Source organism: Dermacoccus sp. SAI-028 (assembly GCF_004346775.1).
Classification (GTDB): Bacteria; Actinomycetota; Actinomycetes; order Actinomycetales; family Dermatophilaceae; genus Dermacoccus; species Dermacoccus nishinomiyaensis.
The window spans coordinates 2,391,438-2,415,379 of sequence record NZ_SMFS01000001.1 but is presented as its reverse complement, the minus strand read 5'-3'; the positions used below and the strand labels follow the sequence as shown (position 1 = coordinate 2,415,379).

Here is a 23,942-nt window from a genome sequence, read left to right as displayed (position 1 = left end):
GCTCTCAGACCGCGGCGCGCGCGGCGCGGCGCTCACGCATTGCGACGACCCGGCGCCACAGCCGCCACATCACCCACGCGACGACGGCGAGCAGCACGAGCGCGAGGATCGGCGCGAAGACGGCCGCGAGGCTGAGCAGGATCGACGTCGCGTCCTCCGCCGTCGACAGGACGGGCGCGGCGAACCCACCCGTCCCGACGTTCGCGACGGGGCGCGCGGCGGCCTTTCCCGTGTGAAAGATGCCCGCGACGATGGCGCCGCCGATGAGGCCGACCCACGGATGCTGCGTCATCCACGGCGAGTTGTCGAGGTTCGCGGCGGCCGCCGTCCCCGCGAAGACGACGGCGCCCGAGGCGGGGCGCACGATCGTGCCGAGCGCATCGTTGACGCTGTCGAGGGCCGGGATCTTGTCGACGATGATCTCGCCCACGAGCAGGATCGACGCGATGACGATCGACGGCGTGCTCTCGACCCAAGAGAACCCGGAGGGCAGCGTGATGACGTCGGTGAAGCGAGCGAGCAGAGCGACGACGAGATACGGGATGTAGGCGTTGAGACCGGCGGCAGCCGACAGGCCCGCCCCGGTGAGCGCTGCGAACATGGCACGTCCTTCGGGTCAACGACCGCCGGCGCCTCCGGCCCCGGCGAAACACTGCGTCAACTCTGGCACAGCCGCGGGCATTCCCCCGAACGACGCCGGTGCAGCTGAGGCACATGATGCGCGTCGAGTCAGTCCTGAGTGACGCAGCGCACATCACGTGACTCAGCCGTCGATGAGGGCCGTTAGCATCGTGCCGACCGAGGAGGTGGCGCGTGGGCACACGACACGAATCGCATGACGGGCGCGAGGCCCATGAGCAGCAGACTACGCATGACGGCCACGGACATGGCGGCCACGCCCACAGCCATGCTCCGAGTGCTGACGCCGACCGGCGCTACCTGAGCGCAGCCCTCGCGCTGCTCGTGCTCTACATGCTCGCCGAGGTCGTCGTGGCCTTCGCGACGGGTTCGCTCGCGCTGCTGTCGGACGCGGCGCACATGCTGACGGATGCCGCCGCCATCGCGTTGGCGCTGTGGGCGATCCACCTCGCTGCGAAGCCCGCCAACGCGCGGTTGACGTTCGGGTTCAAGCGCGCCGAGACCCTCTCCGGCCTCGGCAACGGCATCACGTTGTTGCTGCTCGGTGCGGTGCTGCTCGTCGAGGCGGTGCGGCGCCTCGTCGACCCGCCGCAGGTCGAGCCGAAACCCGTCCTCGCGGTCGCCCTGGCGGGCGTCGTCGTCAACGTCGCCGCGGGCATGCTGCTCGCCCGCGCGAACCGGACGTCGCTCAACGTCGAGGGCGCGTACCGTCACATCATCACCGACTTGTACGGGTTCATCGGTACGGCCGTGGCCGCCGCCGTCATCTGGGCGACGGGGTGGATGCGCGCCGACGCCGTCGCGACGCTCATCGTCGTCGCTCTCATGTTCCACGCGGGGGCAGGGCTCGTCGCGCAGGCCGGGCGCGTGCTGCTCGAGGGCGCGCCGGACGGCACGGACGTCGAGGCGATCCGCGCGCACATGCTCGAGGTCGATCACGTACGCGACGTGCACGACCTGCACGTGTGGAGCGTGACGAGCGACCTGCCGGCATTGTCGGCGCACCTCGTCATCGACGACGAGTGCTTCCACGACGGGCACGCCCCGCGGCTGCTCGACGAGGTGCTCGAGTGCCTGGTCGGCCACTTCGACGTCGACCACTCGACGCTGCAGTTCGAGCCCGCGAGCCACGCGACTCACGAGAGCAGCCTGCACTGAGTCGATCTCGGCGCCATGTGCCCCTCGCCGCCTTGACCTCATGGTGCGGCCGTGGCGATGACACGAGAAAGCGGTTGTCGGCGGCGACTCCTAGGATGGGGCCATGACCAAGGTTCTCTCCGCTGTTGCCTGGCCGTACGCCAACGGCCCCCGCCACATCGGGCACGTCGCCGGTTTCGGTGTGCCCTCCGACGTCTACAGCCGGTACATGCGCATGGCGGGTCATGACGTGCTCATGGTCTCGGGCACCGACGAGCACGGCACGCCGATCGTCATCATGGCGGAGAAGGCGGGCAAGACGCCGCAGGAGTTCGCGGACGAGAACGCGAGCATCATCGTCGACGACCTCGTCGGCCTCGGCCTCAGCTACGACCTGTTCACGCGCACGACGACGGCGAACCACTACGAGGTGGTGCAGAAGCTGTTCCTCGCGCTGCACGAGAACGGGTACATGGTCGAGCAGACGACGTCGGGCGCCATCAGCCCGTCGACGGGGCGAACCCTGCCGGATCGGTACATCGAGGGCACGTGCCCGATCTGCAAGTACGCGGAGGCGCGCGGCGATCAGTGCGACAACTGCGGCAACCAGCTCGACCCGACGGATCTCATCGATCCGCGTTCCAAGATCAACGGTGAGACGCCGGAGTTCATCGAGACGCAGCACTTCTTCCTCGACCTGCCGGCGCTCGCGGACGCGTTGTCGTCGTGGCTCGACGGGCGTGAGGCGACGGGCACGTGGCGCCCGAACGTCATCAAGTTCAGCCAGAACATCCTCGAGGAGATCCGTCCGCGCGCGATGACGCGCGACATCGACTGGGGCATTCCCGTGCCGCTCGACGGATGGCGCGAGCAGCCGACGAAGCGTCTGTACGTGTGGTTCGACGCCGTCGTCGGCTACTTGTCGGCCTCGATCGAGTGGGCACGTCGCCTCGGCGAGCCCGACAAGTGGCGCGAGTGGTGGAACGCGCCTGCGAGCACGGGCGGAGATGCGGAGCTCGCTCGGGCGGAGCGTGCGACGTCCGACGAGGGCAGCGTCGGAGCCCAGAAGGCATCGGAAGTACTTGGAAACAGCGACGGAGTCGCGGTTTCCAAGTACTTCATGGGGAAGGACAACATCGTCTTTCATTCGCAGATCTGGCCCGCTGAGCTTCTTGCTGCGAATGGCGAGGGCGCGAAGGGCGGGGTGGAGAGTCCTTTCGGGCATCTCAACCTGCCGTCGGAGGTCGTCTCGTCCGAGTTCATGACGATGGAGGGCAAGCAGTTCTCGACGAGTCGGGGGCATGTCATCTACGTCAAGGACGTGCTGGAGCGCTACGGTCCCGATCCGTTGCGGTACTTCATCGTCGCGGCCGGCCCCGAGAGTCAGGACGCGGACTTCACGTGGGCCGAGTTCGTGCAGCGCAACAACTCGGAACTCGTCGCGGGCTGGGGCAATCTCGTCAATCGTGCGGCGAGCATGATCCACAAGAACTTCGGTGAGATCCCGGCGCCGTCCGAGTTGGCCGATGTCGACCGCGAGGTGCTCGACGCGGTGCGCGGCGGGTTCGCGACGGTGGGTGCGCTCATCGAGCGCAACCGTCTCAAGGCGGCCCTCACGGAGACGATGCGTCTCGTCGGCGAGGTCAACCGGTACGTCGCGGTGACGGAGCCGTTCAAGCTCAAGGGTGAGGACGAGCGGGAGCGTCTCGCGACGGTGCTGCACACGCTCGCGCAGTGCGTCGTCGACCTCAACACGATGATGGCGCCGTTCGTGCCGTTCTCCGCGAATCTCGTGCACGAGGTCATGGGCGGTGAGGGGGAGTTCATGCCGATGCCGGTCGCGAAGGAGGTCACCGACCTCGACGACGGACGTCCGTACCGCATCATCACGGGCGAGTACTCGGCCACGCCGCGCTGGCAGCCGCGTGACGCCGCGCCGGGCACGCCGATCGCGAAGCCGAAGCCGGCGTTCAAGAAGTTCGACCCGGCGGTGGTCGAGGAGGAACTCGAGCGAATGAACATCTCGGCGTGAGCGACCCAAACCTGCGCCGCAGCGACAAGCCGACGCCGCCGCAGCCGCTGCCGTCACCGGTCGTCGACAATCACACTCACCTCGACATCTCCCGTGACGGCGGCGCGCCACCCGACGTGCGCGCCGTCATCGACGAGGCCGTCGCGGTCGGCGTCGATCGGATGGTGCAGGTGGGGTGTGATCTTGCGGGCGCGCGCTTCACCGAGCGCGTCATCGACGCCCACCCCGAATTGCTCGGCGGCGTCGCGCTGCACCCCAACGAGGCGCCCAAGCTGTACGCCGCGGGCGAGCTCGACGCCGCATACGCCGAAATCGAGCGCATCGCGGCCCACCCGCGGGTGCGTGTCGTCGGTGAGAGCGGGCTCGACTACTTCCGCACCGGCCCCGACGGCGTCGCGGTGCAGCAGGAGAGTTTCCGGTGGCACATCGAGCTCGCCAAGCGCTTCGGCAAGGCGCTGCAGATCCACGACCGTGAGGCGCACGAGGACGTCATGCGCATCCTCGCCGAGCAGGGCGCGCCTGAGAAGACCGTCCTGCACTGCTTCAGCGGTGATGTCGCGATGGCGCGCGAGTGCGTCGAGCGCGGCTATTACGTCAGCGTCGCCGGCGTCGTGACGTTCAAGAACGCCCGCGAACTGAGGGCGGCACTCGCACAGGTGCCGCTCGAGCAGCTCCTCGTCGAGACGGATGCGCCGTACCTGACGCCGTCGCCGCACCGCGGGGCGACCAATGCGCCGTACCTCGTGCCGCTGACGGTGCGAGCGCTCGCCGAGGTCAAGAACGTCGACGTCCCGGCGCTGTGTGCGGCGTTGTCGGAGACGTCCGAGCGCGTCTACGGGCCGTGGTGAGCGTCACGCGCGTGATTCCATAGCGCAGCGATCGACGCAAGGGGGCTGGCACCGCGTGTGACGAATCCCACTGCAGCGGAAGATTTCCCGGGATGCCGCACCTGACGCCCCATCGCGTCGCAGTATCCGTTACGGTTCCGTTATCTGAATTTGACCCTCGCGGGTTGCCTCGGCAGTGTTGTCCGGGTTAACCCGAGTCTGGATCACACGGACGTGCCCTCGACCTCATGGTCGACGGGCTGGAGCGCAGGCCTGAGCCGAGCGCTTCGCACCGAGCCTTCGGTGCTCTGCGCGCCGCCAGTGAGGGACCTTCGACATCGGAGCATGATGACGTTCTCGACCACCCGCACCACTTCTCGTACGATCGCCGCGGCCGCTGCCGTGGCAGCCGCTTCGACGCTGGCCGCTTGCGGTTCGAGCGACTCGAAGACCGCGTCCGACGTTCCCTCGATCTCCTCGAGCTCGACGCCGACGAAGTCCGCGACCTCGACGCCGTCCACGACGAAGGCTGCGCCGAAGCCGTCCACGACGAAGGCTGCGCCGAAGCCGTCCACGACGAAGGCTGCGCCGAAGCCGTCCACGACGAAGGCTGCGCCGAAGCCGTCCACGACGAAGGCTGCGCCGAAGCCGTCCACGACGAAGGCTGCGCCGAAGCAGACGCAGGCCGAGCGCGCCTCGCGTTCGCAGGCCCGTCAGGCTCTGCCGGCCAAGCCCGCCACGCCCGCCAAGGCCGCTGCTCCCGCCGTCACGTACGTCAACTGGAGCCAGGTCCAGACGATCCCGGCGAAGACGAAGTACGTCTACAGCGCCGACATGCCCAAGGGCACGTCCAAGGTGACGCAGGAAGGCCGTTCGGGCGCCGAGACGGTGACGTACCGCAGCGCCAAGAAGGGCGAGAAGGTCGTCTCCTCCAAGGTGATCGACACGACCGTCACGCGCAACGCCGTGCGCCGCGTCGTCACGATCGGTACGAAGCAGGCCGTTCAGCAGGCGCCGCAGCAGTCGCAGCAGACCCAGGTGTCGCGTTCGACCGCCCGCAAGGCCGTGACGCAGCAGAGCGCGCCGAAGCAGCGCACCTACGCCTCGTCGGCCCAGCGCACGCAGAAGAGCGCTGCCGCTCCGGCCGCCGCCAACTCGGGCATGTGGGACCGCATCGCTCGTTGCGAGTCGACGAACAACTGGCACATCAACACGGGCAACGGCTACTACGGCGGCCTGCAGTTCGACAACCAGACGTGGCTCGGCTCCGGCGGCGGCGCCTACGCCCCGCGCGCCGACCTCGCGACCCGTGAGCAGCAGATCGCCATCGCGAACAAGGTCTACGCCCAGCGCGGCCTGCAGCCGTGGGCCTGCGGCCACGCAGCCTGATCGACACCTGACGCGCACCGCGCGCCCGGTCATGAAGACCCGGCTCGTCCCCTCGTGGGGCGGGCCGGGTCTTCGCATGTGCCGATAGGGTTGGCGTCATGCATGACGACGACGCGACGCCCGCAGGCCGTGACGACACGACGGGCCTGTTGAGTGCCGCCGACATCCGCGAGCTCGCCGAGCGTCACGGGGTGCGTCCGACGAAGACGTGGGGGCAGAACTTCGTCATCGACCCGAACACGGTGCGCAAGATCGTCCGCCTGGCAGGGGTCGGGGCCGACGACACCGTCGTCGAGGTGGGCCCGGGGCTCGGGTCGTTGACGCTCGCGCTGCTGCCGGCCGTCGCGCATCTCAGCGTCGTCGAGGTCGACCCGAACCTGGCGGCGCAGCTTCCCGCGACGGTGGAGCGGTTCGCGCCGCAGCACGCATCGAAGCTGAACGTCGTCCAAGCGGATGCGATGACGGTCGACTCGCTCGAGCCGGCACCGACCGCGCTCGTCGCGAACCTGCCGTACAACGTGTCGGTGCCCGTGGTCCTCAACTTCCTCGAGCATTTCCCGTCGCTGCAGCGCGTGCTCGTCATGGTGCAGCTCGAGGTCGCGCAGCGCCTCGCAGCTGAGCCGGGCAGCAAGGTCTACGGCGTGCCGAGCGTCAAGGCCGCCTGGTACGCCGACGTGCGTCTCGCCGACCGCGTCGGACGCAACGTCTTCTGGCCGGCCCCGAACGTCGATTCGGGTCTCGTCTCGCTCGTGCGTCGTGACCCACCGACGACGGAGGCGACGCGCGCACAGGTCTTCGCGTGCATCGACGCCGCGTTCGCACAGCGCCGCAAGACGCTGCGGGCTGCCCTCGCCGGCTGGGCGGGCGGCGCCGACCGGGCCGAGGCGGCACTCGTGGCGGCGGGCATCGACCCGCGGACGCGAGGCGAGCGCCTCGGTATCGACGAGTTCGCCGCCATCGCCTCCGCCCACGCGGCGGCGACGCAGGACTGAGTCGTCCTCCGGCCGCAATGCCCACCCAACACTGTGGCGGACGGCGCCTGTTGGCTCGGGTGGCTGCCCGGAGGGCGGTCCATGCATAGGGTGGGGGCATGACGGCTTCGAGCGCACAGATCGCCCGCGTCAGCGTGAGGGTGCCTGCGAAGGTCAACCTCGAGCTGTGCGTGGGGCCACGCCGAGCCGACGGGTTTCACGACCTCGCGACGACGTTCCATGCCGTCGACCTGTTCGACCAGGTTGATGTCACGTCGGCCGACGAGTTCTCGCTCACTGTGACGGGGCTCGGCGCGGACGTCGTGCCGTGCGACGAGTCGAACCTGGCCTGGCGAGTGGCGCAGCTCATGGCCACCTCGTACAGCGTCGACGGCCGCTGCGCCATCGCGATTCGCAAGGCCATCCCGGTGGCTGGTGGCATGGCGGGCGGATCGGCCGACGCCGCCGCGACGCTCGTCGCCTGCGACGCGCTCTGGGGGCTCGGCCTGTCGCGCGCGACGCTCGAGGAGCTCGCCGCGCAGCTCGGCTCAGACGTCCCGTTCGCCCTCACCGGAGGCACCGCGCTCGGCACCGGGCGCGGGGAGAAGATCGTGCCGGTGCTCGCGACGGGCACCTACCACTGGTTGTTCGCGCTGACGCACGAGGGGCTGTCCACGCCCGCCGTCTACGCCGAGTGCGACCGGCTGCGGGAGGGCCACCGCGTGCCTGAGCCCTCTCCGTCGGACGGCCTGCTCGCGAGCGTCCGCTCCGGTGACGTCCACGGCGTCGCCGTCGCCATGCACAACGACCTGGAGCCTGCGGCGCTGTCGCTCATGCCGAGGCTGCGCGCCCTGATGGAGTTCGGCCTGGAGATGGGTGCCCTCAACGCGATGGTCTCGGGTTCGGGCCCGACGGTGGCGTTCCTCATGGCGAGCCGCAAGGACGCCGTCGCGCTGCGCAACGTGCTCGCTGCCGGTGACCTCGCGGACGACTACGTCCTCGCCGCCTCCACTCCCCACGGCGCCCAGATCACCTCCGCCTCCTGACGCCCCGACCGAACCCCCGCCCCGCCCCGCCTTGCCACCCTGCGATTTTCGTCCACCCTCGCGATTGCCATCCACATCGGCGATCTACGTCCCCATCTGCGAACTACGTCCACATCTGACGGACGGCGTGGCGAGCGCTCGTCTCGGTCCGGCACCTGCTCTGACGGGCGCCGCATCATCAGCTTTGGGCGACGTGACACGGCGGTGAGACAATCGCGGGCATGGCCAACCTCCTGTCCGCTGAGAAGATCTCGCTCGCCCTCGGCACCCAGCAGTTGCTCGATTCGGTGTCGCTCGGCATCGGCGGCGGTGAGCGCATCGGCATCGTCGGCCGCAACGGTGGAGGCAAGTCGACGCTGCTCAAGGTGCTCGCGGGTGTGCACGAGGTCGATTCGGGGCGTCTGACGATGGCGAACGGCGTCACCGTCGGCATGCTGACGCAGGCGGACACGATTCCTGCGGAGTGGACGGTGCTGCAGGCCGTCGTCGGTGATCGCGCCGAGCACGAGTGGGCGGGGGAGGCCCGCATCCGCGAGGTCATCAACGGGTTGTTGCCGGGCATGGATCTGCACGACGTCGTCGGCCCCAAGTCCGGTGGCGAGCGCCGTCGCATCGCGCTCGCGAAGCTGCTCGTCGACGACCCTGATCTGCTGCTGCTCGACGAGCCCACCAACCATCTCGATGTCGAGGGCGTGCAATGGCTCGCCGACTTCCTCAACGCACGCCGCACACGCAGCGACTCGGCGCTCGTCACGATCACCCACGACCGGTGGTTCCTCGACGCGACGAGCACCAACACGTGGGAGGTCATCGACGGACGCGTCGAGCAGTACGAAGGCGGTTACGCCGCGTTCGTGCTCGCGAAGGCCGAACGTGCACGCATCGCGGCCGCGACGGAGGAGCGTCGCCAGAACCTGCTGCGCAAGGAGCTCGCGTGGCTGCAGCGCGGTGCCCCGGCCCGCACGAGCAAGCCGAAGTTCCGCATCGACGCGGCCAACGCGCTCATCGCGAACGAACCGGATCCGCGCAATGACGTCGAACTCGTCCGGTTCGCGACGACGCGGCTCGGCAAGGATGTCATCGACCTCGTCGACGCGTCCGTCACGCTCGGCGGGCGCGAACTGCTGACGAAGCAGACGTGGCGGCTCGCGCCGGGCGAGCGCACCGGCATCGTCGGCGTCAACGGCGCGGGCAAGTCGACGCTGCTGCGCGCCATCGCGGGAACCCAGGAGCTGTCGGCGGGCAAGCGCAAGCAGGGCAAGACCGTCAAGATCGCGTACCTGACGCAGGAGGTGCGCGAGCTCGACCACGTCGAGGGCTGGCGCGTCATCGAGGCGATCGAGGACGTGGCGAGCTACATCATGCTCGACGGCAAGGAGACGTCCGCCTCGCAGCTCGCGAAGCGGCTAGGCTTCTCCGGGGGACGTCAGCAGGCGCGGGTGTCGGAGCTGTCGGGTGGCGAACGTCGGCGACTGCAGTTCCTCCGCCTGCTCATGAGCGAACCGAACGTGCTGCTGCTCGACGAGCCGACCAATGACCTCGACATCGAGACGCTGCAGTCGATGGAGGACGTCCTCGACGGCTGGGCGGGCACACTCGTCGTCGTCAGCCACGACCGGTACCTGCTCGAGCGAATGTGCGATCGCCAGGTCGCCTTGCTCGGAGACGGCAAGATCCTCGACCTCATCGGCGGGGTCGAGCAGTACCTCGAGCTGCGTGCGCACCACCTGCAGGCGCAGGCGGCGTTCGAGCGTCAGGGCGCGGCGGCGAAGGGGGTCGATGCGACCTCGCTCGCGGCTGACGACGCAGCAGGCGCTGGCGCCGGCGGACGCGTGGTGAGCGCCGCCGAGGAGCGCGAGGCGCGCAAGACGGTGGCGCGCATCGAACGTCAGCTCGCGAAGCTGGCCGAGCGCGAGACCAAGCTGCACGACGAGCTCGCCGCTGCCGCAAGCGATTACGGCAAGGCCGCGGAGATCGACGTCAAGCTGCGTGCCGTGCTCGCCGAGAAGGACGAACTCGAGATGGAATGGCTCGAGGCCGCCGAGGTGCTCGCCTGAACTGAGCGCGTGTTCCGGTCGCGCGCGGCGCCTGGCGGCGCTGCGCCGTTTGCCATCAGGCGCCGTGAACGACTGTCTAGGAGGGCTCTACGACCCCGCGCGCGCCGTTGAACGTGTTCAACAGCGTGGTTGACTGAGCGCATGACGACGAAGTCGGAGCAGACGCGTGAAGCCCTCGTCGAGACGGCGTTGGCGATGTTCCGCGAGCACGGATACGAGAAGACGACGATGCGCGCGATCGCCGCGGAAGCCGGCGTCTCGCAAGGAAATGCGTACTACTACTTCGACGGCAAGGACGCGCTCGTCCAGCAGTTGTACCTGCGCCTCCAGGCCGAGCATCGCGACGTTGCGCTGGCCGCCATCCGCGACGGAGCGCCGCTTGCCGACAACCTATGCGCGCTGTGGCGGGCGGGCATCGACGTCATGGAGCCGTACCACGGCTTCGGTTCGACGCTGCTGACGACGGCGCTGCAGGCGTCGTCGGGCACGAGCCCGCTGTCGGGAGCGTCGGCGCAGGCGCGCGACGATGCGATCGGCCTCGTCGCCGACGTGCTCGAACGCTCGAAGGGCGTGCCGGGTGGCGCACTGCGACGCCAGTTGCCGATGTTGCTGTGGCTCGTCTATCTCGGCATCACGCTGCACTGGGTGTGCGATGACAGCGAGCAGCGGGCGCGCACGATGACGCTCATCGACGGCGTCGCCCCCATCCTCGCGCGCATGCTGATGCTCGCACGGCTACCGGTAGGACGCGGGCTCGTCGCGGACATCACCGCCCTCGTCGAGAAGCTGGCGCCGACCGGATCTCTTCCGACGGCGCTGTCGGAGCCTGCATCCAGGACGTCGAGCACCGTCCGCACCGAAGACGACTGAGGTGCCTCGCGGTCAGCTCTCGACGGCCGTGAGCAGCGTCCGCAGCGACGCGGCGAGGTGAGCGCGAGCGTCGTCGTCCATGCCGGCGAGCAGGCGGCGCTCGTGATGCAGCAGCGCGTCGAACGCGGCGTCGACGGCCCGCAGCCCCGCGGGGGTCAGCCGGACGAGGACGCCGCGGCGGTCGCTCGGCGATGGTTGACGGGAGACGAAGCCGCGTCGTTCGAGTCCGTCGACGCGATTCGTCATCGTGCCGGAGGTGACGAGTGTCTTCTGCACGAGGGCGCCGGGGGAGAGCTCGAACGGTTCGCCTGCGCGGCGCAGGGCGGACATCACGTCGAACTCCCAGCCGTCGAGTTCATGCTCGGTGAAGACGGCGTTGCGCGCCTGGTCGAGGCGCCGCGCGATACGGCTGATGCGCGAGAGCACTTCGAGCGGCGTCGTGTCGAGCCCCGGGCGGACGCTGGCCCAGGCATCGACGATGACGTCGACCTCGTCATGGTGCGGCTTGCCGTCGGGAGCGGTCGACGCCGCAGACGCGATGCCGTCGGCGCCCTTTGGGCCGAAAGCACGGTTCGAGTCGGCAGGGCGCGGCGAACCGGTGGGTGACATGCCGTCAGTCTATCGCTCGTCAAGAAACTTGATGTCGAGAGACTTGCCCTCGGCAGACGGCGTCAGCGCTCGTCACGTGATGTCGTCGTCCGTCTTGTCGTCGCCCAGGCCCGTCGGTGCCACCATGTTGTCGACGTCAGGCTCGCCGCTGGCCACCGGCGCGGCCGCGACGAGCGTGGGCGTGGCGTCGAGGCCGGTGAGTCCGTTCCAGCCGAGGTTGACCATGTGGGCGGCCATCTCGGTGGCGTCGAATTCCTGGCCGTGCTCGATCCACCAGTCGCCGGTGAGGGCGGCCATGCCGATGAGCATCTGCGCGTAGATCGGCGCGAAACGGGGGTCGATCTCGCGGCGCGACATGACGCGGGAGAGTTCGTTCTCGATCTTTGTGGCGATGTCCGACATGAGGCTCGCGAGGGAGCCCGTCGAGTGCCAGGACGGGGCGTCACGGATGAGCACACGGAAACCGTCGGGGTTGGCGCTGATGTAGCTGAGTTGGGCGGTCACGGCGCGTTCGAAGAGTTCGCGGGGTGTGCCGTCGTCGGTCAGGGCGCTCGCGATGTGGTCGAGGAAGCTGCGCGTCTCGCGGTCGACGATGACGGCGTACAAGCCTTCCTTGCCGCCGAAGTGCTCGTAGACGACGGGTTTCGTCACGCCCGCCGCCGCCGCGATCTCCTCGACGGTCGCCGCCGCGACGCCTCGTTCCGCGAACGTGCGGCGCCCCACGTCGATGAGCTGTTCGCGACGCTGGGTGCCCGACATGCGCGTGCGGCGAGGAGTCGTCATGCCCACCATTGTGCCGGGTGGGCGGGAGGTCGCAGCCGAGACCTGGGGCGCCCGGGCGGGCTGACGCGGTCCGAGGCGGGGTCCGCGCCGTAGATCGCGGGGACGCGTCGGTGCGTCGACGGAGTGCAGCGCGGCCCGGCGTGAACTACTCTTGTGCGGTCCGCGCTTCGCGGACGTTCCCCGGTTGCTCTGCTGGCAGGGGCCGCCTGACTTTGAATCAGGACTAGCGACGTTGGTTCGATTCCAACCCGGGGAGCCTGAAAGCCCGACCATCATCGCCCGAAAGCGCGTCATCGTCGACGCGTTTCCGGGCGAAGAACACGCGGGACGTGACGCCGATCAGCGACGACGAGACATCACGGCACCACCGGCGGCGATGGCCGCGAACGCGAGTCCGGCGAGGCCGAGCTCACCGGACGTCGGGGAGCTCCGCGACGCGACGAGGTCCGTCTGCACCTTCGGGTCGATCGGCTTCGGGGCGGGCTTCGTCGGAGTGGGCGTGCCCGGCATCGGCTTCGTCGGCTGGGCAGGGGGAATGACGGTGCCGTTCGGCTGAACCGTCGGCAGACCCTTGCACGTCGCCGGAATCGTGCCGGTGACGCTGAACGCCGACCCGCTCGTGTTGCCCTTGACGGTGATCGTCACCGTCTTCCCGGCCTGGTTGATCTTCGAGAAGATGACGAGCGGCTTGTCGTGCGTCACCGGGCCCATCGTGTGCGTCTCGTGCAGCTGCGGCTCGCTCACCGTCACCGTCGCCTCCGGCGTCTTCACCGTGCCCACTGCGATGACGTGGTTCGGCATCCCCTTCGAGCACCAGAACTCGATCGGCGTGTGCTGAAGGCTGCCGACGATCGTCGACTTGGCGTGGTCCCCGGTCGTGCTGGGCGTCGCAGGCGAGTCGGCCGCCATTGACGGCGCGGCCGCGGCCAGGGTCAGGGCACCCACGCCGGCAGCGGCGAGAGCAGGGAACATCTTCCTGGGGAACTTCTCAGGACGAATGCGTGACGATGGCGCTTCCCTCCGCGCGACGTCGGCCGCGAGAACCGCAGCTTGGTGCGGCAACGACCCACTTCTGCGCCGAATCCGTCAGGGTGATCCATATTTTCGCAATGCGACAAATGCATGTCGCCGATACAGTCATGTATAAAAAGCGGCCGGCCAGCAGGCCGAGGCACCTGGCACCGACGGTGACACGTCGATGAACGTCTACCTCTCCAACTCCACCTCGAACCGCGGCACGCCGATCGCCGTCGACGCCATGCAGAGCTCGTCCAACGGCGACGTCGTGCTCGCGCATCTCATCGAGCCGGCCCTCGTCAACCAGAACATGCCGCTCGCGGGCTCCTACGACGCGACGGCGGGCGACTCCGGCGTCATCGAGGGCTACAGCCTGCGCGCCTACCGCGTCCCGACGTCGGGGCTCTACAAGGCCGACGTCTCCGTCCTGGGTGAGAGCGCCGACGCCTACGGTGGTCGCGCGATCCACCTCGAGGGCGTCAACGGCTCCTCGAATCACGGCGACTCGGGTGGTCCCCTCGTCGTCAACGGTCAGATCGTCGGCGTCTGATCGACGGGCGACTCCGCCGATCCCGGCTCCGACATCCACGCCGGCCTCCAACTACGCCAACCTGATGGACAGCCGCCAGTGGATCACAGACGTCACGGGCGTGTGACGGCTCATCGACGCTGACCCTGCACTCATGCAGAGCACGCAACACGCGTGCCGACGGCTTCGTCGTACCGGGGAGTGGGGATGGTGTCTGTGCTTCCGCGTCGTCGTGCGAACGGAGGTCGCCGTCAGCGGCACACCGTCGCATCAGTCGGGGTCATGAGGGCTCCCTCTCGTGGGTCACGGTGCTCGTGCATCGCGAGCTGACGGCAATGGTGGTCCGCCTGGGGCGATGGTGCTCAGGGTGCAGCGGGCAGGGATGGACCCTGGCGGCGCCCGAGTAACGCCTTCATTGACAGCGCGTCGCTGACGAACGACGCGTGCCCCGCAGCCTTTGGGGCTACGGGGCACGCGACGTTACGCAGTTGGCGGATGATCAGGCCGGCCAGGTGTCCGACATGCGGTGCTCGCCGGTCTTCACCACGAGGTGGTGAGCGGAGCTCGCCTGCGCTGCATTAGCCGAGTTGGCGGCGACGATGGCCACCGTCGGGGCCGCGGCGGCAGCCACGAGCGCAGCGGATGCGGAAAGCTTCTTGAAGATGGCCATGGTCACTCCTGGATATGATGCGTAATGTAGAGAGTTCAACAACTTGCTCCACGCTGAGTCAAGTTGTGTGTCAAGTATGCCTCGCTATTGGGGCTGGAAGTAGTTACCGATGAGTTTTGGTGAACGCCTGAAGGCGGCGCGCAAACAGGCGGGCCTTTCGCAGACAGAACTGGCGGGCAACAGGTGCAGCGTCAGCTACGTCTCTCACCTCGAATCGGGCCGTCGGACCCCGACCCCGGACATGCTTCGCTACTTCGAGACCAAGCTGAATCTCGAGCCCGGCACGCTCGGGAGTGCCTCCGATCTGTCCGGGTTCGGGCGCCGCAAGGCGGGAGAGGCCGAGGCGGTTGCTCTTTACTCCGAGGCCGTTCTTTCGTGGCGCCAGGGTTCATTCGGTCTTGCCTTCGAACAGGCGCAGGACGCCCGCCGCCAGCTGTCGACGGTCGGACGTTCCGACATCACACTTCTCATCGGTGCCTTGCTCGTCGAGATCAACATCGACCTCGGGCACTACCGCGAGGCAGTCGCTGAGGCCACGGCTCACCTGACAGCTACGCGCGCGGTCGGCTCCAGCTTGCTCGAAGCGCGGGCCGGTATCCTCACCTCCAAGGCGGCGCGTCTCGACGGGGACGCGCGGCTCGCCGCGTCGAGCGCTGCGGACGCCGTGCGACTCTGCCAGTCCGCGCACCTCCCCATGATCGTGACGGCGCAGGCACTCATCGCCGCCATCTCAGCCGGGCATGACGATGCCGGCGCCTACGCCCACGAGCTCGAAGAGTCAGCCGCAGCGCTCGAAGAGACCCCGACTCGCGGCCTGGCCGAGTGGGTGCTCGGCAACGTGGCGTGGCACAGCGGTGACGTCGAGGCCGGCAAGGCTGCGCACGATCGAGCGAACCAACTCCTGTCGCCCACCGCAGACTTCCGTAACTGGGCTCGTTTTCCGCGCGTTGCGGCGGAAGAGCGACTCCAGGCCGGCTGCGAGGACGGGGTCGCGGAACTGTTACGCGAAGCGAAGAGCCGCCTCGACCTGCTCGAGAGCGCCGATGAATTGGCGACCCTCGCCATCGTGCGTGCGCGGTTCGCGCGGGCGCAGGGGCACGTGGATGAGGCGCTCGATGACATCCGCGCCGCCCTCGAGGATGCCGACCTGCCGCCGAGCACGCAGGGGCGCCTGTACCTCGCAGCCGCCCACGCCTACGGCGAACAGGGCGACATCACGCAGGCGACGGCCGTCGCGCTGCAGGCAGCACGCCGCTTCACCGAGGCCGGCGACGTCACCCAAGCCCGTGCTGCTTGGGAGTTCGTCGACGAGACCACGCAGGCCGCAGAGCAGGCGAACGCCTGACGTCAGGGCGTTCGCAGCCGCGTCAGCAGTGTTTCGATCGCGGCCGCGAAACCTGCCGGGTCGGCGACCATCGACAGGTGGCCGGCTTGCGGAATCGTCGCCGTCGGCGCGCCCGCGAAGTTCTGTTGCGCGACCTGGAGCGAGCCGCCGGACATCGCGTCCTCGGCGCCCCAGACGATGCCGCGCGGCACGCGGATGGTGCGCACTTGCTCGGGGCTCAGGTGCGTCATCGCGTGTGCGGCCATGACGCGCATGGCGTCCTCCGCGTCGCGCGAGCGCAGCGGCCGCATCCACGCGTCGATCAGTCGGTCGGCGTCGGGGCCTTGCAGGCCGCGACACGTCGAACCGCACTGGTCGTCGAAGATCGGGCGCGCGAACACGTTCGTCTGCGTGCCGAGTCGGTAGAGAGTCGTGACGTACGGCAGGCGCGAGACGACGCCCGTCCACGCACCAGGGTCGGCCGATCGTCCTTCGAAGGCCATGGCGTCGCCGTCGGCGAAGATCACACCGCCGATGGCGCCCGGGGCATCCAGCGCCGCGCGCCCGACGACGGCCGCGCCCAGCGAGTGCCCGACGATCACCGGCCGCTCGATGTGCAACGCCTCGATCAGACCCGTGACGGCACGCGCCTGATCCTCGATCGAGTAGTGGCCTGTGTACTGCGAGTAGCCCGCCCCGGGCAGGTCGATGGCGTAGACGACGTGGTTCTTCGCGAGCTCCGGCGCCGTGAGCGACCACGCGACCGTCGACTCGGCGAAACCGTGGACGAGCACGATCGGCGTGCCGTGCGAACCCCACACGCGGTAGTGCACGCGCGCGCCGTCGACGAGGACGTCGCGCCCGTCGGGCGCCTGCAGCGTCTGCGGCGGCCGCACGAGGGCGTTGAACGTCAACGATGCGATCGTCACGACGAGAAACAGCTTGATGACGACGGGGACGAGATACGTCGCGAGTTGCGTCAACCCGCCAAGGATCGCGTGCCAGGTGCCCTGCGGATCGTGCGGCGCCCCCGTTGCGTCGCGTGCCCGCTCTTCGCGGGCCGCAGCCGGTTCGCGACGCACCTGTTCACGCTCAGCGGCCGTCTGCGGGCGGCGTCGCGGTTTCAGCCCGAGGTTCGTCGCGAACGCCTGACGGGTCAACGACTGCGTGCCGACGTGCACGAGAATCATCCCGAGGCACAGGCACGTCAGCGATCCGGGGTGCAGGTGCGCGCTGCAGGCGGCCGTCAGCCACGTCATGGCCGTGCGCTCGGTGTCGAGGGAGTCGACGATCTGCACGACGCTCTCGCCGAGCACGATCATGACGAACAGGCTGATGCGTTCGACCAGGTGCGGGCCGCTGAGGCGCGGCGCGTCCGACTCCTTGCCGTCCGGGCGCAGCAGCAACAGGCTCATCTCGAGGAAGGCGAGGGCGGCGAGCGCCCAGCCGAGCAGGTGCTCGGGCACGAGCGGGGTGAGCAGCCACAGGGCGCTGACGCCTGGGCCCCACAGCAGCGGACGCATGGCGCCGGCGCCGCGTCGTCCGCTCCACCACAGCGGCCACACGGCCGTGCGCGCGATGACGTAGCCGACGGCGAACAGCCACGGATGGCCGTCGATGAGGGGTTCGACGCCGAGTGCGAGCACGCCGACGCCGGCCATCGAGGCGAACATGAGCGGGCGTCCGCGTGGGCCGATGCCGCCGCGCATGTTCGTCAGCGCCGTCACGTTGAACCACGCGAACCACACGAGCATCGTGAGCCCGATCGTCGCGGCAACGCGCGACCCGGGTCGCCGTGCAGCAGGTGGGTGAGGCGCTCGATGGCGACGACGAAGACGAGGTCGCAGAACAGCTCCAACGACCCGACGCGTTGGTGACGCACGGTGGTCTCGCCGATCGCCTGTGACATGCACCCAGCATGAAGGCGTACAGGGGAGCGCGACGAATGCACGCAGCGCCTCTGGCGGTGGTGGGCGGTAGAGTCACCTCTATATGCCCCGTCGCCCGCACCGGGTGGGCCGCCGGGGCGGGCCAGACCACCGATCGTCGATCCGCAGGGAGTCACTCGCGTGAGCGCACCCCGTCCCGCAGCCGTCATCGTCCTCGCCGCCGGTGAGGGCACCCGCATGAAGTCCGACATCCCGAAGGTGTTGCACACGATCGGTGGCCGCAGCCTGCTCGGCCACGCCATCGACGCGGCGCGCGGCACGCAGCCGCAGCATCTCGCGGTCGTCGTGCGTCACCAGCGCGACGTCGTCGCCGCGCACATCGAGCAGTTCGAGTCGGGCGCGACGATCGCCGATCAGGACGAGATCAAGGGCACCGGCCGCGCCGCCGAGTGCGCCCTCGACGTCCTGCCGGCCGACCTGAGCGGCACCGTCCTCGTCACCTACGGCGACGTGCCGCTGCTCGCGACGCAGACCCTCGTCGACCTGACGAGCGCGCACGAGGCGGGCGGCAACGCCGTCACCGTGCTGACCGCGGAGGTCGAGAACCCGACAGGCTACGGCCGCATCCTGCGCGACGAATCCGGTTCCGTCGCCGGCATCATCGAGCACAAGGACGCTCTCGCCGCCCGCGAGGCCGGGGACGCGAAGCTCGCGCACGCGCTCGACATCCGTGAGATCAACTCGGGCATCTACGCCTTCGACGCGATCGTGCTGCGTGAGAGCCTCGCGAAGGTGACGACGGACAACGCCCAGGGCGAGAAGTACCTCACCGACGTCCTCGCCCTGGCCCGCGCGGCCGGTGGGCGCGTCGAGGCGCACACGATCACCGACCTTTGGCAGACCGAGGGTGTCAACGACAAGGTGCAGCTCGCCGCGATGGGCCGCGAGCTGAACCGTCGCGTCGTCGCGCAGGCCATGCGTGACGGCGCCATCGTCATCGACCCGGCGACGACGTTCGTCGACGTCGACGTCTCCATCGGCCGCGACACGGTCGTCCAGCCGAACACCCAGCTGCGCGGCGCGACGACGATCGGTGCGCGCTGCGAGATCGGCCCCGACACGACGCTCGTCGACACGGAGGTGGCCGACGACGCGTCCGTCGTGCGCACGCAGGCCAACCTCGCGACGATCGGCGCCGGCGCGAGCGTCGGCCCGTTCAGCTACCTGCGCCCGGGCACCGAACTCGGCGCGAAGGGCAAGATCGGCGGGTTCGTCGAGACGAAGAACGCGCAGATCGGTGACGGCGCCAAGGTGCCGCACCTCACGTACTGCGGCGACGCCGTCATCGGTGAGGGCGCCAACATCGGCGCGGGCACGATCTTCGCCAACTACGACGGTGTCAACAAGCACACGACGCACGTCGGCGCGCACAGTTTCGTCGGATCCGACTCGGTGCTCATCGCGCCTGTCACGATCGCTCCGGGCGCCTACGTCGCCGCCGGCAGCGCCGTCGACGGTGACGTCGAGGCCGGCCAGATGGCCGTCGCACGCGGCCGTCAGCGCAACATCGACGGCTGGGTCGAGCGCCGCCGTGCCGGGACGAAGACGGCGGACGCCGCGCGTGACGTCGCGCACGCCTCGCCTCGGGCCGCCGCCGGTGAAGCGGCGTCCACTAGTGTTGACGAGGAATCCTCCGCAGACGAAGGGATCACGAAGTGAGCCTGTCCATGAAGCGCACCACCGAGAAGAACCTCATGGTCTTCTCCGGGCGGGCCAACACCGAGCTCGCGAAGGCGGTCGCCGAGGGCCTCGGCACGCAGCTCGTGCCGATGCAGGCGTACGACTTCGCGAACTCCGAGACGTACGTGCGTTACGACGAGTCCGTGCGCGGCTGCGACGCGTTCGTCATCCAGAGCCACACCGCTCCCGTGAACCAGTGGATCATGGAGCAGCTCATCATGGTCGACGCGCTCAAGCGCGCCTCCGCGAAGCGCATCACCGTCGTCGCGCCGTTCTACGGCTACGCCCGTCAGGACAAGAAGTCGCGCGGTCGCGAGCCGATCTCGGCGCGCCTGGTCGCGGACATGTTCAAGACGGCCGGCGCGAACCGCCTCATGGCCGTCGACCTGCACACCGACCAGATCCAGGGTTTCTTCGACGGCCCCGTCGACCACCTGCAGGCGCTGCCCGTCATCACCGACTACGTCGCGAAGAAGTACGGCGATGAGAACCTCGCCGTCGTCTCGCCGGACGCAGGCCGTATCAAGGTCGCCGAGGCGTGGAGCAGACGCCTCAGCGGCGCGCCGCTGGCGTTCATCCACAAGACGCGTGACGTCACGCGCCCCAACCAGTCGGTTGCGAACCGCGTCGTCGGCTCCGTCGAGGGCCGCACGTGCCTGCTCGTCGACGACATGATCGACTCCGGCGGCACGATCTGCCACGCCGCCGATGCGTTGATGAACGCGGGCGCGGCGTCCGTCGTCATCGCTTCGACGCACGCGATCTTCTCCGACCCAGCGGTCGAGCGGCTCGCGAACTCGGTGGCGCGCGAGGTCATCGTCACCGACACGCTGCCGATCACGGACGAGAAGAAGTTCGACAAGCTGACGGTGCTGTCGATCGCACCGCTGCTGTCGCAGGCGATCCGCGAGGTCTTCGAGGACGGCTCCGTGACGAGCATGTTCGACGAGATGGAGTGATCTCACCCTGACGAACGCGGCGCCGCGCATCCCACCCGGGGTGCGCGGTGCTGCGCGTTCACGCCGTTTCGTGTTCGCGCGCCGCCCCGCTAGAATGTTCCGGTTGCCTCGGCGAGGGACGAGACGGGCGCGCGCAGCGAGCCCCGAGCGTCCGTGATCGACGCGGTGGCGCTCGTCTGCGAGATCCCGCGGCCCCAGGCCGCCCGCGCCGACCTGCGTCGACGCGCCCGCATCGTGCCCGCGCGTCACGTCCCGACGAGGCCACCGACCATTCCGGCGGCACGCGTCGTCGGTCCTGACGCACCGAAGGGCACCACCATGGCTGCTGACCAGATCGTTCTCGAAGCTCAGCTTCGCACCGAGTTCGGCAAGGGCGCCGCGCGCCGCATCCGCCGCAACGACATGATCCCCGCCGTCCTCTACGGGCACGGCGAGACGCCGGTTCACCTCGAACTGCCCGGCCACGACACGATGATGGCCGTCAAGAACCCGAACGCGCTGCTCACGATCCGTTTTGACGGCAAGGAGGAGCTCGCGCTCGCCCGCGACGTCCAGCGCGAGGTCATCCGTCGTTTCATCGAGCACGTCGACCTCGTCATCGTCAAGAAGGGCGAGAAGGTCGAGGTCGACGTTCCGGTCCACGCCGAGGGTGAGGCCGCCGCCGAGACCGTCGTCACGACCGAGAACGGCATGCTGACGGTCCTCACGCCCGCCACGGACATCCCCGAGGCGTTCACCGTCTCCGTCGAGGGCGCCGAGGCCGGCACGCAGATCCTCGCCAAGGAGATCACGCTGCCGTCCGGTGTCGAGCTCGTCTCCGACGAGGAGATGCTCGTCATCAACGTCACCGAGCAGATCTCCGCCGAGGCCCTCGATGCCGAGCTCGCCGAGGCCGAGGCCGAGGCCGGCATCGAGCACGAGGAGTCCGACCAGGAGACCGAGGGCGACGACGCTGCCGAGGCTCCCGCCGAGGGCGACGCCGCGGGCTCCGAAGACTCCGAGTGATCCGCCGCCCGCCTCCACGCGGGCATCGGATCTTCACGACGACGGGCCGCCGCTCACCGATCCTGGTGAGCGGCAGCCCGTCGTTCGCGTTCCGTCGCGGCGCGGTCGTCGGCTCGATCGCTGGCCCGATCGCGGATGAGGGCGCGCGTTTCGTCAACGTGCCCAGCGTGCGCCCATGCGCGATCCGGCATACTTGGGCCTCGTGGATGAGGCGCGCACGCAACCCTGGCTGGTGGTCGGGCTCGGCAACCCCGGGCCCCGGTACGCCGGCAACCGGCACAACGTGGGCGCGATGGTCGTCGAGCGCATGGCCGCTGACGCCGGCGTCGCCCTGCGCGCGCACAAGGCGCGCGCCGCGGCAGCAGAGATTCGGTTGGGGACGCTGCCGGGCGGGCTGCCCGGCCCGAAGGTCGTCCTCGCCGTGCCGAGCACGTACATGAACGAATCGGGCGGGCCCGTCAGCGCGCTCATGAAGTTCTTCAAGATCCCCGCCGAGCGCCTCGTCGTCATCCACGACGAACTCGACATCGACTTCGGCGCGGTGCGCCTGAAGTTCGGTGGCGGCGAGGGCGGCCACAACGGGCTGCGCTCGATCAGCAAGAGCATCGGCACGAAGGACTACCTGCGCGTCCGCCTCGGCATCGGGCGCCCGCCCGGACGCATGGAGGTGAGCGACTTCGTACTCAAGGACTTCTCCGCGACCGAGCGACGCGAACTCGACTTCCTCATCCCCTCGGGCGCGGAGGCGGTCGAACTGCTCGTCCACCGCGGTCTCGACGACGCACAGAACCTCGTGCATGCCCGCTGAGGGCGTGAGCCGCCGGCTCGCGCTGCACACCTGGCTCGCGACCGCGGTGGTCGCGCTCGCCGGCGTGCTCTTCGTCGTCGTCGCGCCCGGTGTGGGCGACATGTGGGCGGCGCTCGCGCGCGCTCAGGCGGCGCGGGACGGCGTGGGCCTCGGCTACTGGTTCAGCTGGTACAGCGGCGCCCACCCTCCGGGCGGATACTCCGTCCTCGTGCCCTGGCTGTCGGCCGCCCTCGGTGCCCACGCCGTCGTCGCGCTCGCGGCCACGGCTATCCCATGGGCTGTGGCACTCACCGTCACGCAGGTGCGGCGCCCGATCGTGGCCGTGTGGGTCGCGACGCTGAGCGCCGTGATGACGCTCGGCGCCGGCCGCACGACGTTCCTCGTCGGTGCCGTCATCGCCCTCGGGGCGCTTGATGCCGCCATCCGCGACCGTCGCTGGACGGCGTCGCTGCTCGTCATCCTCAGCGGCCTCGCCTCACCCGTGGCAGTGGCGTTCGTGCTCGTCGGATTCGGGGCGGGGCTGCTCGTCCGTCGGATCTCGCTCGTTCCCATCCTGGTCGGCATCGCCTTCATGGGCGTCTCGTCGCTCGTGTGGGGTAGCAGTGGGCCAGAGGGGTATGGCTGGGGCAGAGCGCTCACCTCCCTCGTCCTTCTCGGCTTGTTCCTGCTCGCCAAGCCTGCGAAACCGGTCGTCCTCGCCATCGCCATCGCCGCCGTCGCGGTGCTCGTGTTCTCCGCCGTCCCCAACGCGCTCGGCTCCAACCTCGCGCGCCTCGTCTTCGCGGTGCTGCCCGTCGCCGTCGCCGCGACGGCCCGCCGCAGCAACCGGATGACGGCGTGCGCCGTGCTGCCGGCCCTGGTCTGGTCGGGGTACTTCACCGCCCACGATCTCGCGGACGCCCGCGCATCGGCGTCGTCGGTGACGGTGTACCGGCCCCTGTCGGACGCGCTCCAGGCGTTGCCCGGCATCGAGAACAGCCGCATCGAGGTCGTCGCCGACGGCACGCACACCTCGGCGTTCGTCCTGGCAGAGGATTTCTGGTTGGCGCGCGGGTACGAGACGCAGGCCGACCGCAGCCTCTCCGACGCGTTCGTCGACCGCGAGGCGCACATCTCCGACGCGGAACTCACCGGGTGGCTGCAGGATTCGGCGGTGCGCTACGTCGCTCTCAACCGCCATCCGGTGAAGAAGACGGGGCAGTGGCGCACCGTCGCCGCGACGCCCCCGGGCTGGCACGAGGTATGGTCGAACGACCAGTGGCGCGTGTTCGAGGTGCCGGACGCCAAGCCGCTCGTCACCGACGGCGCCACGATCACGGACAAGACCTCCTCCCACCTCATCCTGCGGGTCGAACCCTCACGCGACGTCATCGTACGAACGCGCTGGTCGTCGTTCCTGCACGCCCGGGTCATCGAGGAGCGCGGCCCCAGCGACCAGCGAGCCGGGCGGGATGACGCGCCGCGCGTCGTCCTCGAACCGACGCCCGACGGGTGGACGCGCGTGCGTCTCGACGGCTCGTCGACGGCGCGTGACGTGGAATTGTTCGGACGGCCGTGACTGCCCCCGGCGTATCCCTCCATCGTTCGTGCCCCGCAGGGTGATGAGGGGGTGAATGCCCGGAATTCCGGGGTTGTCGCCGC

The 23,942-nt window shown here is 69.3% G+C and carries 22 protein-coding genes and 1 tRNA gene; 16 read left to right on the top strand and 7 right to left on the bottom strand.

The window, feature by feature from the left end; all coding sequences use genetic code 11:
* Positions 1 to 4: 4 nt before the first annotated feature.
* Positions 5 to 601 (bottom strand): DUF4126 domain-containing protein, encoded by a 597-nt coding sequence (locus EDC82_RS10975; protein WP_006946758.1) that lies wholly within the window; start codon positions 599 to 601, stop codon positions 5 to 7.
* A 212-nt stretch (positions 602 to 813) separates the two neighbouring features.
* On the opposite strand from EDC82_RS10975, the gene EDC82_RS10970 reads away from it, so the two are divergent.
* The 8 genes from EDC82_RS10970 to EDC82_RS10935 all read left to right on the top strand — a co-directional run bounded on the left by EDC82_RS10970 (position 814) and on the right by EDC82_RS10935 (position 10,968).
* Entirely contained in the window at positions 814 to 1,797 is a 984-nt protein-coding gene (locus EDC82_RS10970) for a cation diffusion facilitator family transporter (protein WP_131941540.1), read from the top strand.
* A 103-nt stretch (positions 1,798 to 1,900) separates the two neighbouring features.
* Positions 1,901 to 3,808 carry a methionine--tRNA ligase gene (metG, locus tag EDC82_RS10965; RefSeq protein ID WP_006946793.1) on the top strand — a complete coding sequence of 636 codons (1,908 nt, stop codon included), beginning with the start codon at positions 1,901 to 1,903 and terminating at the stop codon, positions 3,806 to 3,808.
* Positions 3,805 to 4,656 (top strand): TatD family hydrolase, encoded by an 852-nt coding sequence (locus tag EDC82_RS10960; RefSeq protein ID WP_006946782.1) that lies wholly within the window; start codon positions 3,805 to 3,807, stop codon positions 4,654 to 4,656. The genes metG and EDC82_RS10960 overlap by 4 nt, the downstream gene beginning before the upstream one ends.
* Before the next feature lie 324 nt (positions 4,657 to 4,980).
* The gene (locus EDC82_RS15170; RefSeq protein ID WP_160126238.1) at positions 4,981 to 6,024 is read left to right on the top strand and encodes a resuscitation-promoting factor; all 1,044 of its coding nucleotides are present in this window, start codon (positions 4,981 to 4,983) and stop codon (positions 6,022 to 6,024) included.
* A gap of 98 nt (positions 6,025 to 6,122) precedes the next feature.
* Positions 6,123 to 7,016 (top strand): 16S rRNA (adenine(1518)-N(6)/adenine(1519)-N(6))-dimethyltransferase RsmA, encoded by an 894-nt coding sequence (gene rsmA / locus EDC82_RS10950; RefSeq protein WP_006946797.1) that lies wholly within the window; start codon positions 6,123 to 6,125, stop codon positions 7,014 to 7,016.
* Between the two features lie 98 nt (positions 7,017 to 7,114).
* Positions 7,115 to 8,041: a 4-(cytidine 5'-diphospho)-2-C-methyl-D-erythritol kinase gene (locus EDC82_RS10945; RefSeq protein ID WP_131941536.1), complete on the top strand. Its 927-nt coding sequence runs from the start codon at positions 7,115 to 7,117 to the stop codon at positions 8,039 to 8,041.
* Between the two features lie 221 nt (positions 8,042 to 8,262).
* Positions 8,263 to 10,098 carry an ABC-F family ATP-binding cassette domain-containing protein gene (locus EDC82_RS10940; protein WP_074046490.1) on the top strand — a complete coding sequence of 612 codons (1,836 nt, stop codon included), beginning with the start codon at positions 8,263 to 8,265 and terminating at the stop codon, positions 10,096 to 10,098.
* Between the two features lie 141 nt (positions 10,099 to 10,239).
* Positions 10,240 to 10,968: a TetR/AcrR family transcriptional regulator gene (locus EDC82_RS10935; RefSeq protein WP_131941534.1), complete on the top strand. Its 729-nt coding sequence runs from the start codon at positions 10,240 to 10,242 to the stop codon at positions 10,966 to 10,968.
* Positions 10,969 to 10,980: 12 nt separating this feature from the next.
* Here EDC82_RS10935 and EDC82_RS10930 read toward each other — a convergent pair whose 3' ends face one another.
* Positions 10,981 to 11,577, bottom strand: a complete 597-nt coding sequence (locus EDC82_RS10930) for a MarR family winged helix-turn-helix transcriptional regulator (protein WP_131941532.1) — start codon at positions 11,575 to 11,577, stop codon at positions 10,981 to 10,983.
* A 72-nt stretch (positions 11,578 to 11,649) separates the two neighbouring features.
* Complete coding sequence (locus EDC82_RS10925; RefSeq protein WP_131941530.1) at positions 11,650 to 12,369, bottom strand: TetR/AcrR family transcriptional regulator; 720 nt, start codon at positions 12,367 to 12,369, stop codon at positions 11,650 to 11,652.
* 168 nt (positions 12,370 to 12,537) lie between these two features.
* Between EDC82_RS10925 and EDC82_RS10920 the strand changes: the two genes are divergently transcribed.
* Positions 12,538 to 12,616 (top strand) — tRNA-Gln (locus EDC82_RS10920).
* An 83-nt stretch (positions 12,617 to 12,699) separates the two neighbouring features.
* Here the strand turns inward: EDC82_RS10920 and EDC82_RS10915 are convergent.
* Positions 12,700 to 13,305, bottom strand: a complete 606-nt coding sequence (locus EDC82_RS10915) for a hypothetical protein (protein WP_160126237.1) — start codon at positions 13,303 to 13,305, stop codon at positions 12,700 to 12,702.
* Between the two features lie 253 nt (positions 13,306 to 13,558).
* Here EDC82_RS10915 and EDC82_RS10910 point away from each other — a divergent pair, with 253 nt between their 5' ends.
* Positions 13,559 to 13,927, top strand: a complete 369-nt coding sequence (locus EDC82_RS10910) for a trypsin-like serine protease (protein ID WP_235006205.1) — start codon at positions 13,559 to 13,561, stop codon at positions 13,925 to 13,927.
* Positions 13,928 to 14,405: 478 nt separating this feature from the next.
* On the opposite strand, the gene EDC82_RS14580 is transcribed toward EDC82_RS10910, so the two are convergent.
* Positions 14,406 to 14,576 carry a hypothetical protein gene (locus tag EDC82_RS14580; RefSeq protein WP_160126236.1) on the bottom strand — a complete coding sequence of 57 codons (171 nt, stop codon included), beginning with the start codon at positions 14,574 to 14,576 and terminating at the stop codon, positions 14,406 to 14,408.
* 109 nt (positions 14,577 to 14,685) lie between these two features.
* Here EDC82_RS14580 and EDC82_RS10905 point away from each other — a divergent pair, with 109 nt between their 5' ends.
* Positions 14,686 to 15,921, top strand: a complete 1,236-nt coding sequence (locus EDC82_RS10905; RefSeq protein ID WP_115297348.1) for a helix-turn-helix transcriptional regulator — start codon at positions 14,686 to 14,688, stop codon at positions 15,919 to 15,921.
* A 2-nt stretch (positions 15,922 to 15,923) separates the two neighbouring features.
* Here the strand turns inward: EDC82_RS10905 and EDC82_RS10900 are convergent, their stop codons facing one another.
* Together EDC82_RS10900 and EDC82_RS10895 are read right to left on the bottom strand one after the other, a co-directional pair.
* The gene (locus tag EDC82_RS10900) at positions 15,924 to 17,654 is read right to left on the bottom strand and encodes an alpha/beta fold hydrolase (protein WP_131941526.1); all 1,731 of its coding nucleotides are present in this window, start codon (positions 17,652 to 17,654) and stop codon (positions 15,924 to 15,926) included.
* Positions 17,624 to 17,809, bottom strand: a complete 186-nt coding sequence (locus EDC82_RS10895; protein WP_131941524.1) for a hypothetical protein — start codon at positions 17,807 to 17,809, stop codon at positions 17,624 to 17,626. Before EDC82_RS10895 ends, EDC82_RS10900 begins: the two co-directional genes overlap by 31 nt.
* Before the next feature lie 160 nt (positions 17,810 to 17,969).
* On the opposite strand from EDC82_RS10895, the gene glmU reads away from it, so the two are divergent.
* From glmU to EDC82_RS10865, 5 genes are all read left to right on the top strand, one after another.
* Entirely contained in the window at positions 17,970 to 19,508 is a 1,539-nt protein-coding gene (gene glmU / locus EDC82_RS10890) for a bifunctional UDP-N-acetylglucosamine diphosphorylase/glucosamine-1-phosphate N-acetyltransferase GlmU (RefSeq protein WP_115297345.1), read from the top strand.
* 8 nt (positions 19,509 to 19,516) lie between these two features.
* Positions 19,517 to 20,488, top strand: coding sequence for a ribose-phosphate diphosphokinase (locus tag EDC82_RS10885; RefSeq protein WP_040015011.1), 972 nt, complete (start codon positions 19,517 to 19,519; stop codon positions 20,486 to 20,488).
* A gap of 318 nt (positions 20,489 to 20,806) precedes the next feature.
* Complete coding sequence (locus tag EDC82_RS10880) at positions 20,807 to 21,493, top strand: 50S ribosomal protein L25/general stress protein Ctc (protein WP_165584710.1); 687 nt, start codon at positions 20,807 to 20,809, stop codon at positions 21,491 to 21,493.
* 175 nt (positions 21,494 to 21,668) lie between these two features.
* Positions 21,669 to 22,301 (top strand): aminoacyl-tRNA hydrolase, encoded by a 633-nt coding sequence (gene pth / locus EDC82_RS10875; RefSeq protein WP_006946776.1) that lies wholly within the window; start codon positions 21,669 to 21,671, stop codon positions 22,299 to 22,301.
* On the top strand, positions 22,291 to 23,859 hold the full coding sequence (locus EDC82_RS10865) for a hypothetical protein (protein ID WP_040015003.1): 1,569 nt from the start codon (positions 22,291 to 22,293) through the stop codon (positions 23,857 to 23,859). The genes pth and EDC82_RS10865 overlap by 11 nt, the downstream gene beginning before the upstream one ends.
* Positions 23,860 to 23,942: the final 83 nt, after the last annotated feature.

Coding starts and splice junctions, on each gene's coding strand:
- EDC82_RS10975 (WP_006946758.1), bottom strand. CDS start 601: ATGTTCGCAGCGCTCACCGGGGCGGGCCTGTCGGCTGCCGCCGGTCTC.
- metG (WP_006946793.1), top strand. CDS start 1,901: ATGACCAAGGTTCTCTCCGCTGTTGCCTGGCCGTACGCCAACGGCCCC.
- EDC82_RS15170 (WP_160126238.1), top strand. CDS start 4,981: ATGATGACGTTCTCGACCACCCGCACCACTTCTCGTACGATCGCCGCG.
- rsmA (WP_006946797.1), top strand. CDS start 6,123: ATGCATGACGACGACGCGACGCCCGCAGGCCGTGACGACACGACGGGC.
- EDC82_RS10945 (WP_131941536.1), top strand. CDS start 7,115: ATGACGGCTTCGAGCGCACAGATCGCCCGCGTCAGCGTGAGGGTGCCT.
- EDC82_RS10940 (WP_074046490.1), top strand. CDS start 8,263: ATGGCCAACCTCCTGTCCGCTGAGAAGATCTCGCTCGCCCTCGGCACC.
- EDC82_RS10935 (WP_131941534.1), top strand. CDS start 10,240: ATGACGACGAAGTCGGAGCAGACGCGTGAAGCCCTCGTCGAGACGGCG.
- EDC82_RS10930 (WP_131941532.1), bottom strand. CDS start 11,577: ATGTCACCCACCGGTTCGCCGCGCCCTGCCGACTCGAACCGTGCTTTC.
- EDC82_RS10925 (WP_131941530.1), bottom strand. CDS start 12,369: ATGGTGGGCATGACGACTCCTCGCCGCACGCGCATGTCGGGCACCCAG.
- EDC82_RS10910 (WP_235006205.1), top strand. CDS start 13,559: ATGAACGTCTACCTCTCCAACTCCACCTCGAACCGCGGCACGCCGATC.
- EDC82_RS14580 (WP_160126236.1), bottom strand. CDS start 14,576: ATGGCCATCTTCAAGAAGCTTTCCGCATCCGCTGCGCTCGTGGCTGCC.
- EDC82_RS10905 (WP_115297348.1), top strand. CDS start 14,686: ATGAGTTTTGGTGAACGCCTGAAGGCGGCGCGCAAACAGGCGGGCCTT.
- EDC82_RS10900 (WP_131941526.1), bottom strand. CDS start 17,654: ATGCTCGTGTGGTTCGCGTGGTTCAACGTGACGGCGCTGACGAACATG.
- EDC82_RS10895 (WP_131941524.1), bottom strand. CDS start 17,809: ATGTCACAGGCGATCGGCGAGACCACCGTGCGTCACCAACGCGTCGGG.
- EDC82_RS10885 (WP_040015011.1), top strand. CDS start 19,517: ATGAAGCGCACCACCGAGAAGAACCTCATGGTCTTCTCCGGGCGGGCC.
- EDC82_RS10880 (WP_165584710.1), top strand. CDS start 20,807: ATGGCTGCTGACCAGATCGTTCTCGAAGCTCAGCTTCGCACCGAGTTC.
- pth (WP_006946776.1), top strand. CDS start 21,669: ATGCGCGATCCGGCATACTTGGGCCTCGTGGATGAGGCGCGCACGCAA.
- EDC82_RS10865 (WP_040015003.1), top strand. CDS start 22,291: ATGCCCGCTGAGGGCGTGAGCCGCCGGCTCGCGCTGCACACCTGGCTC.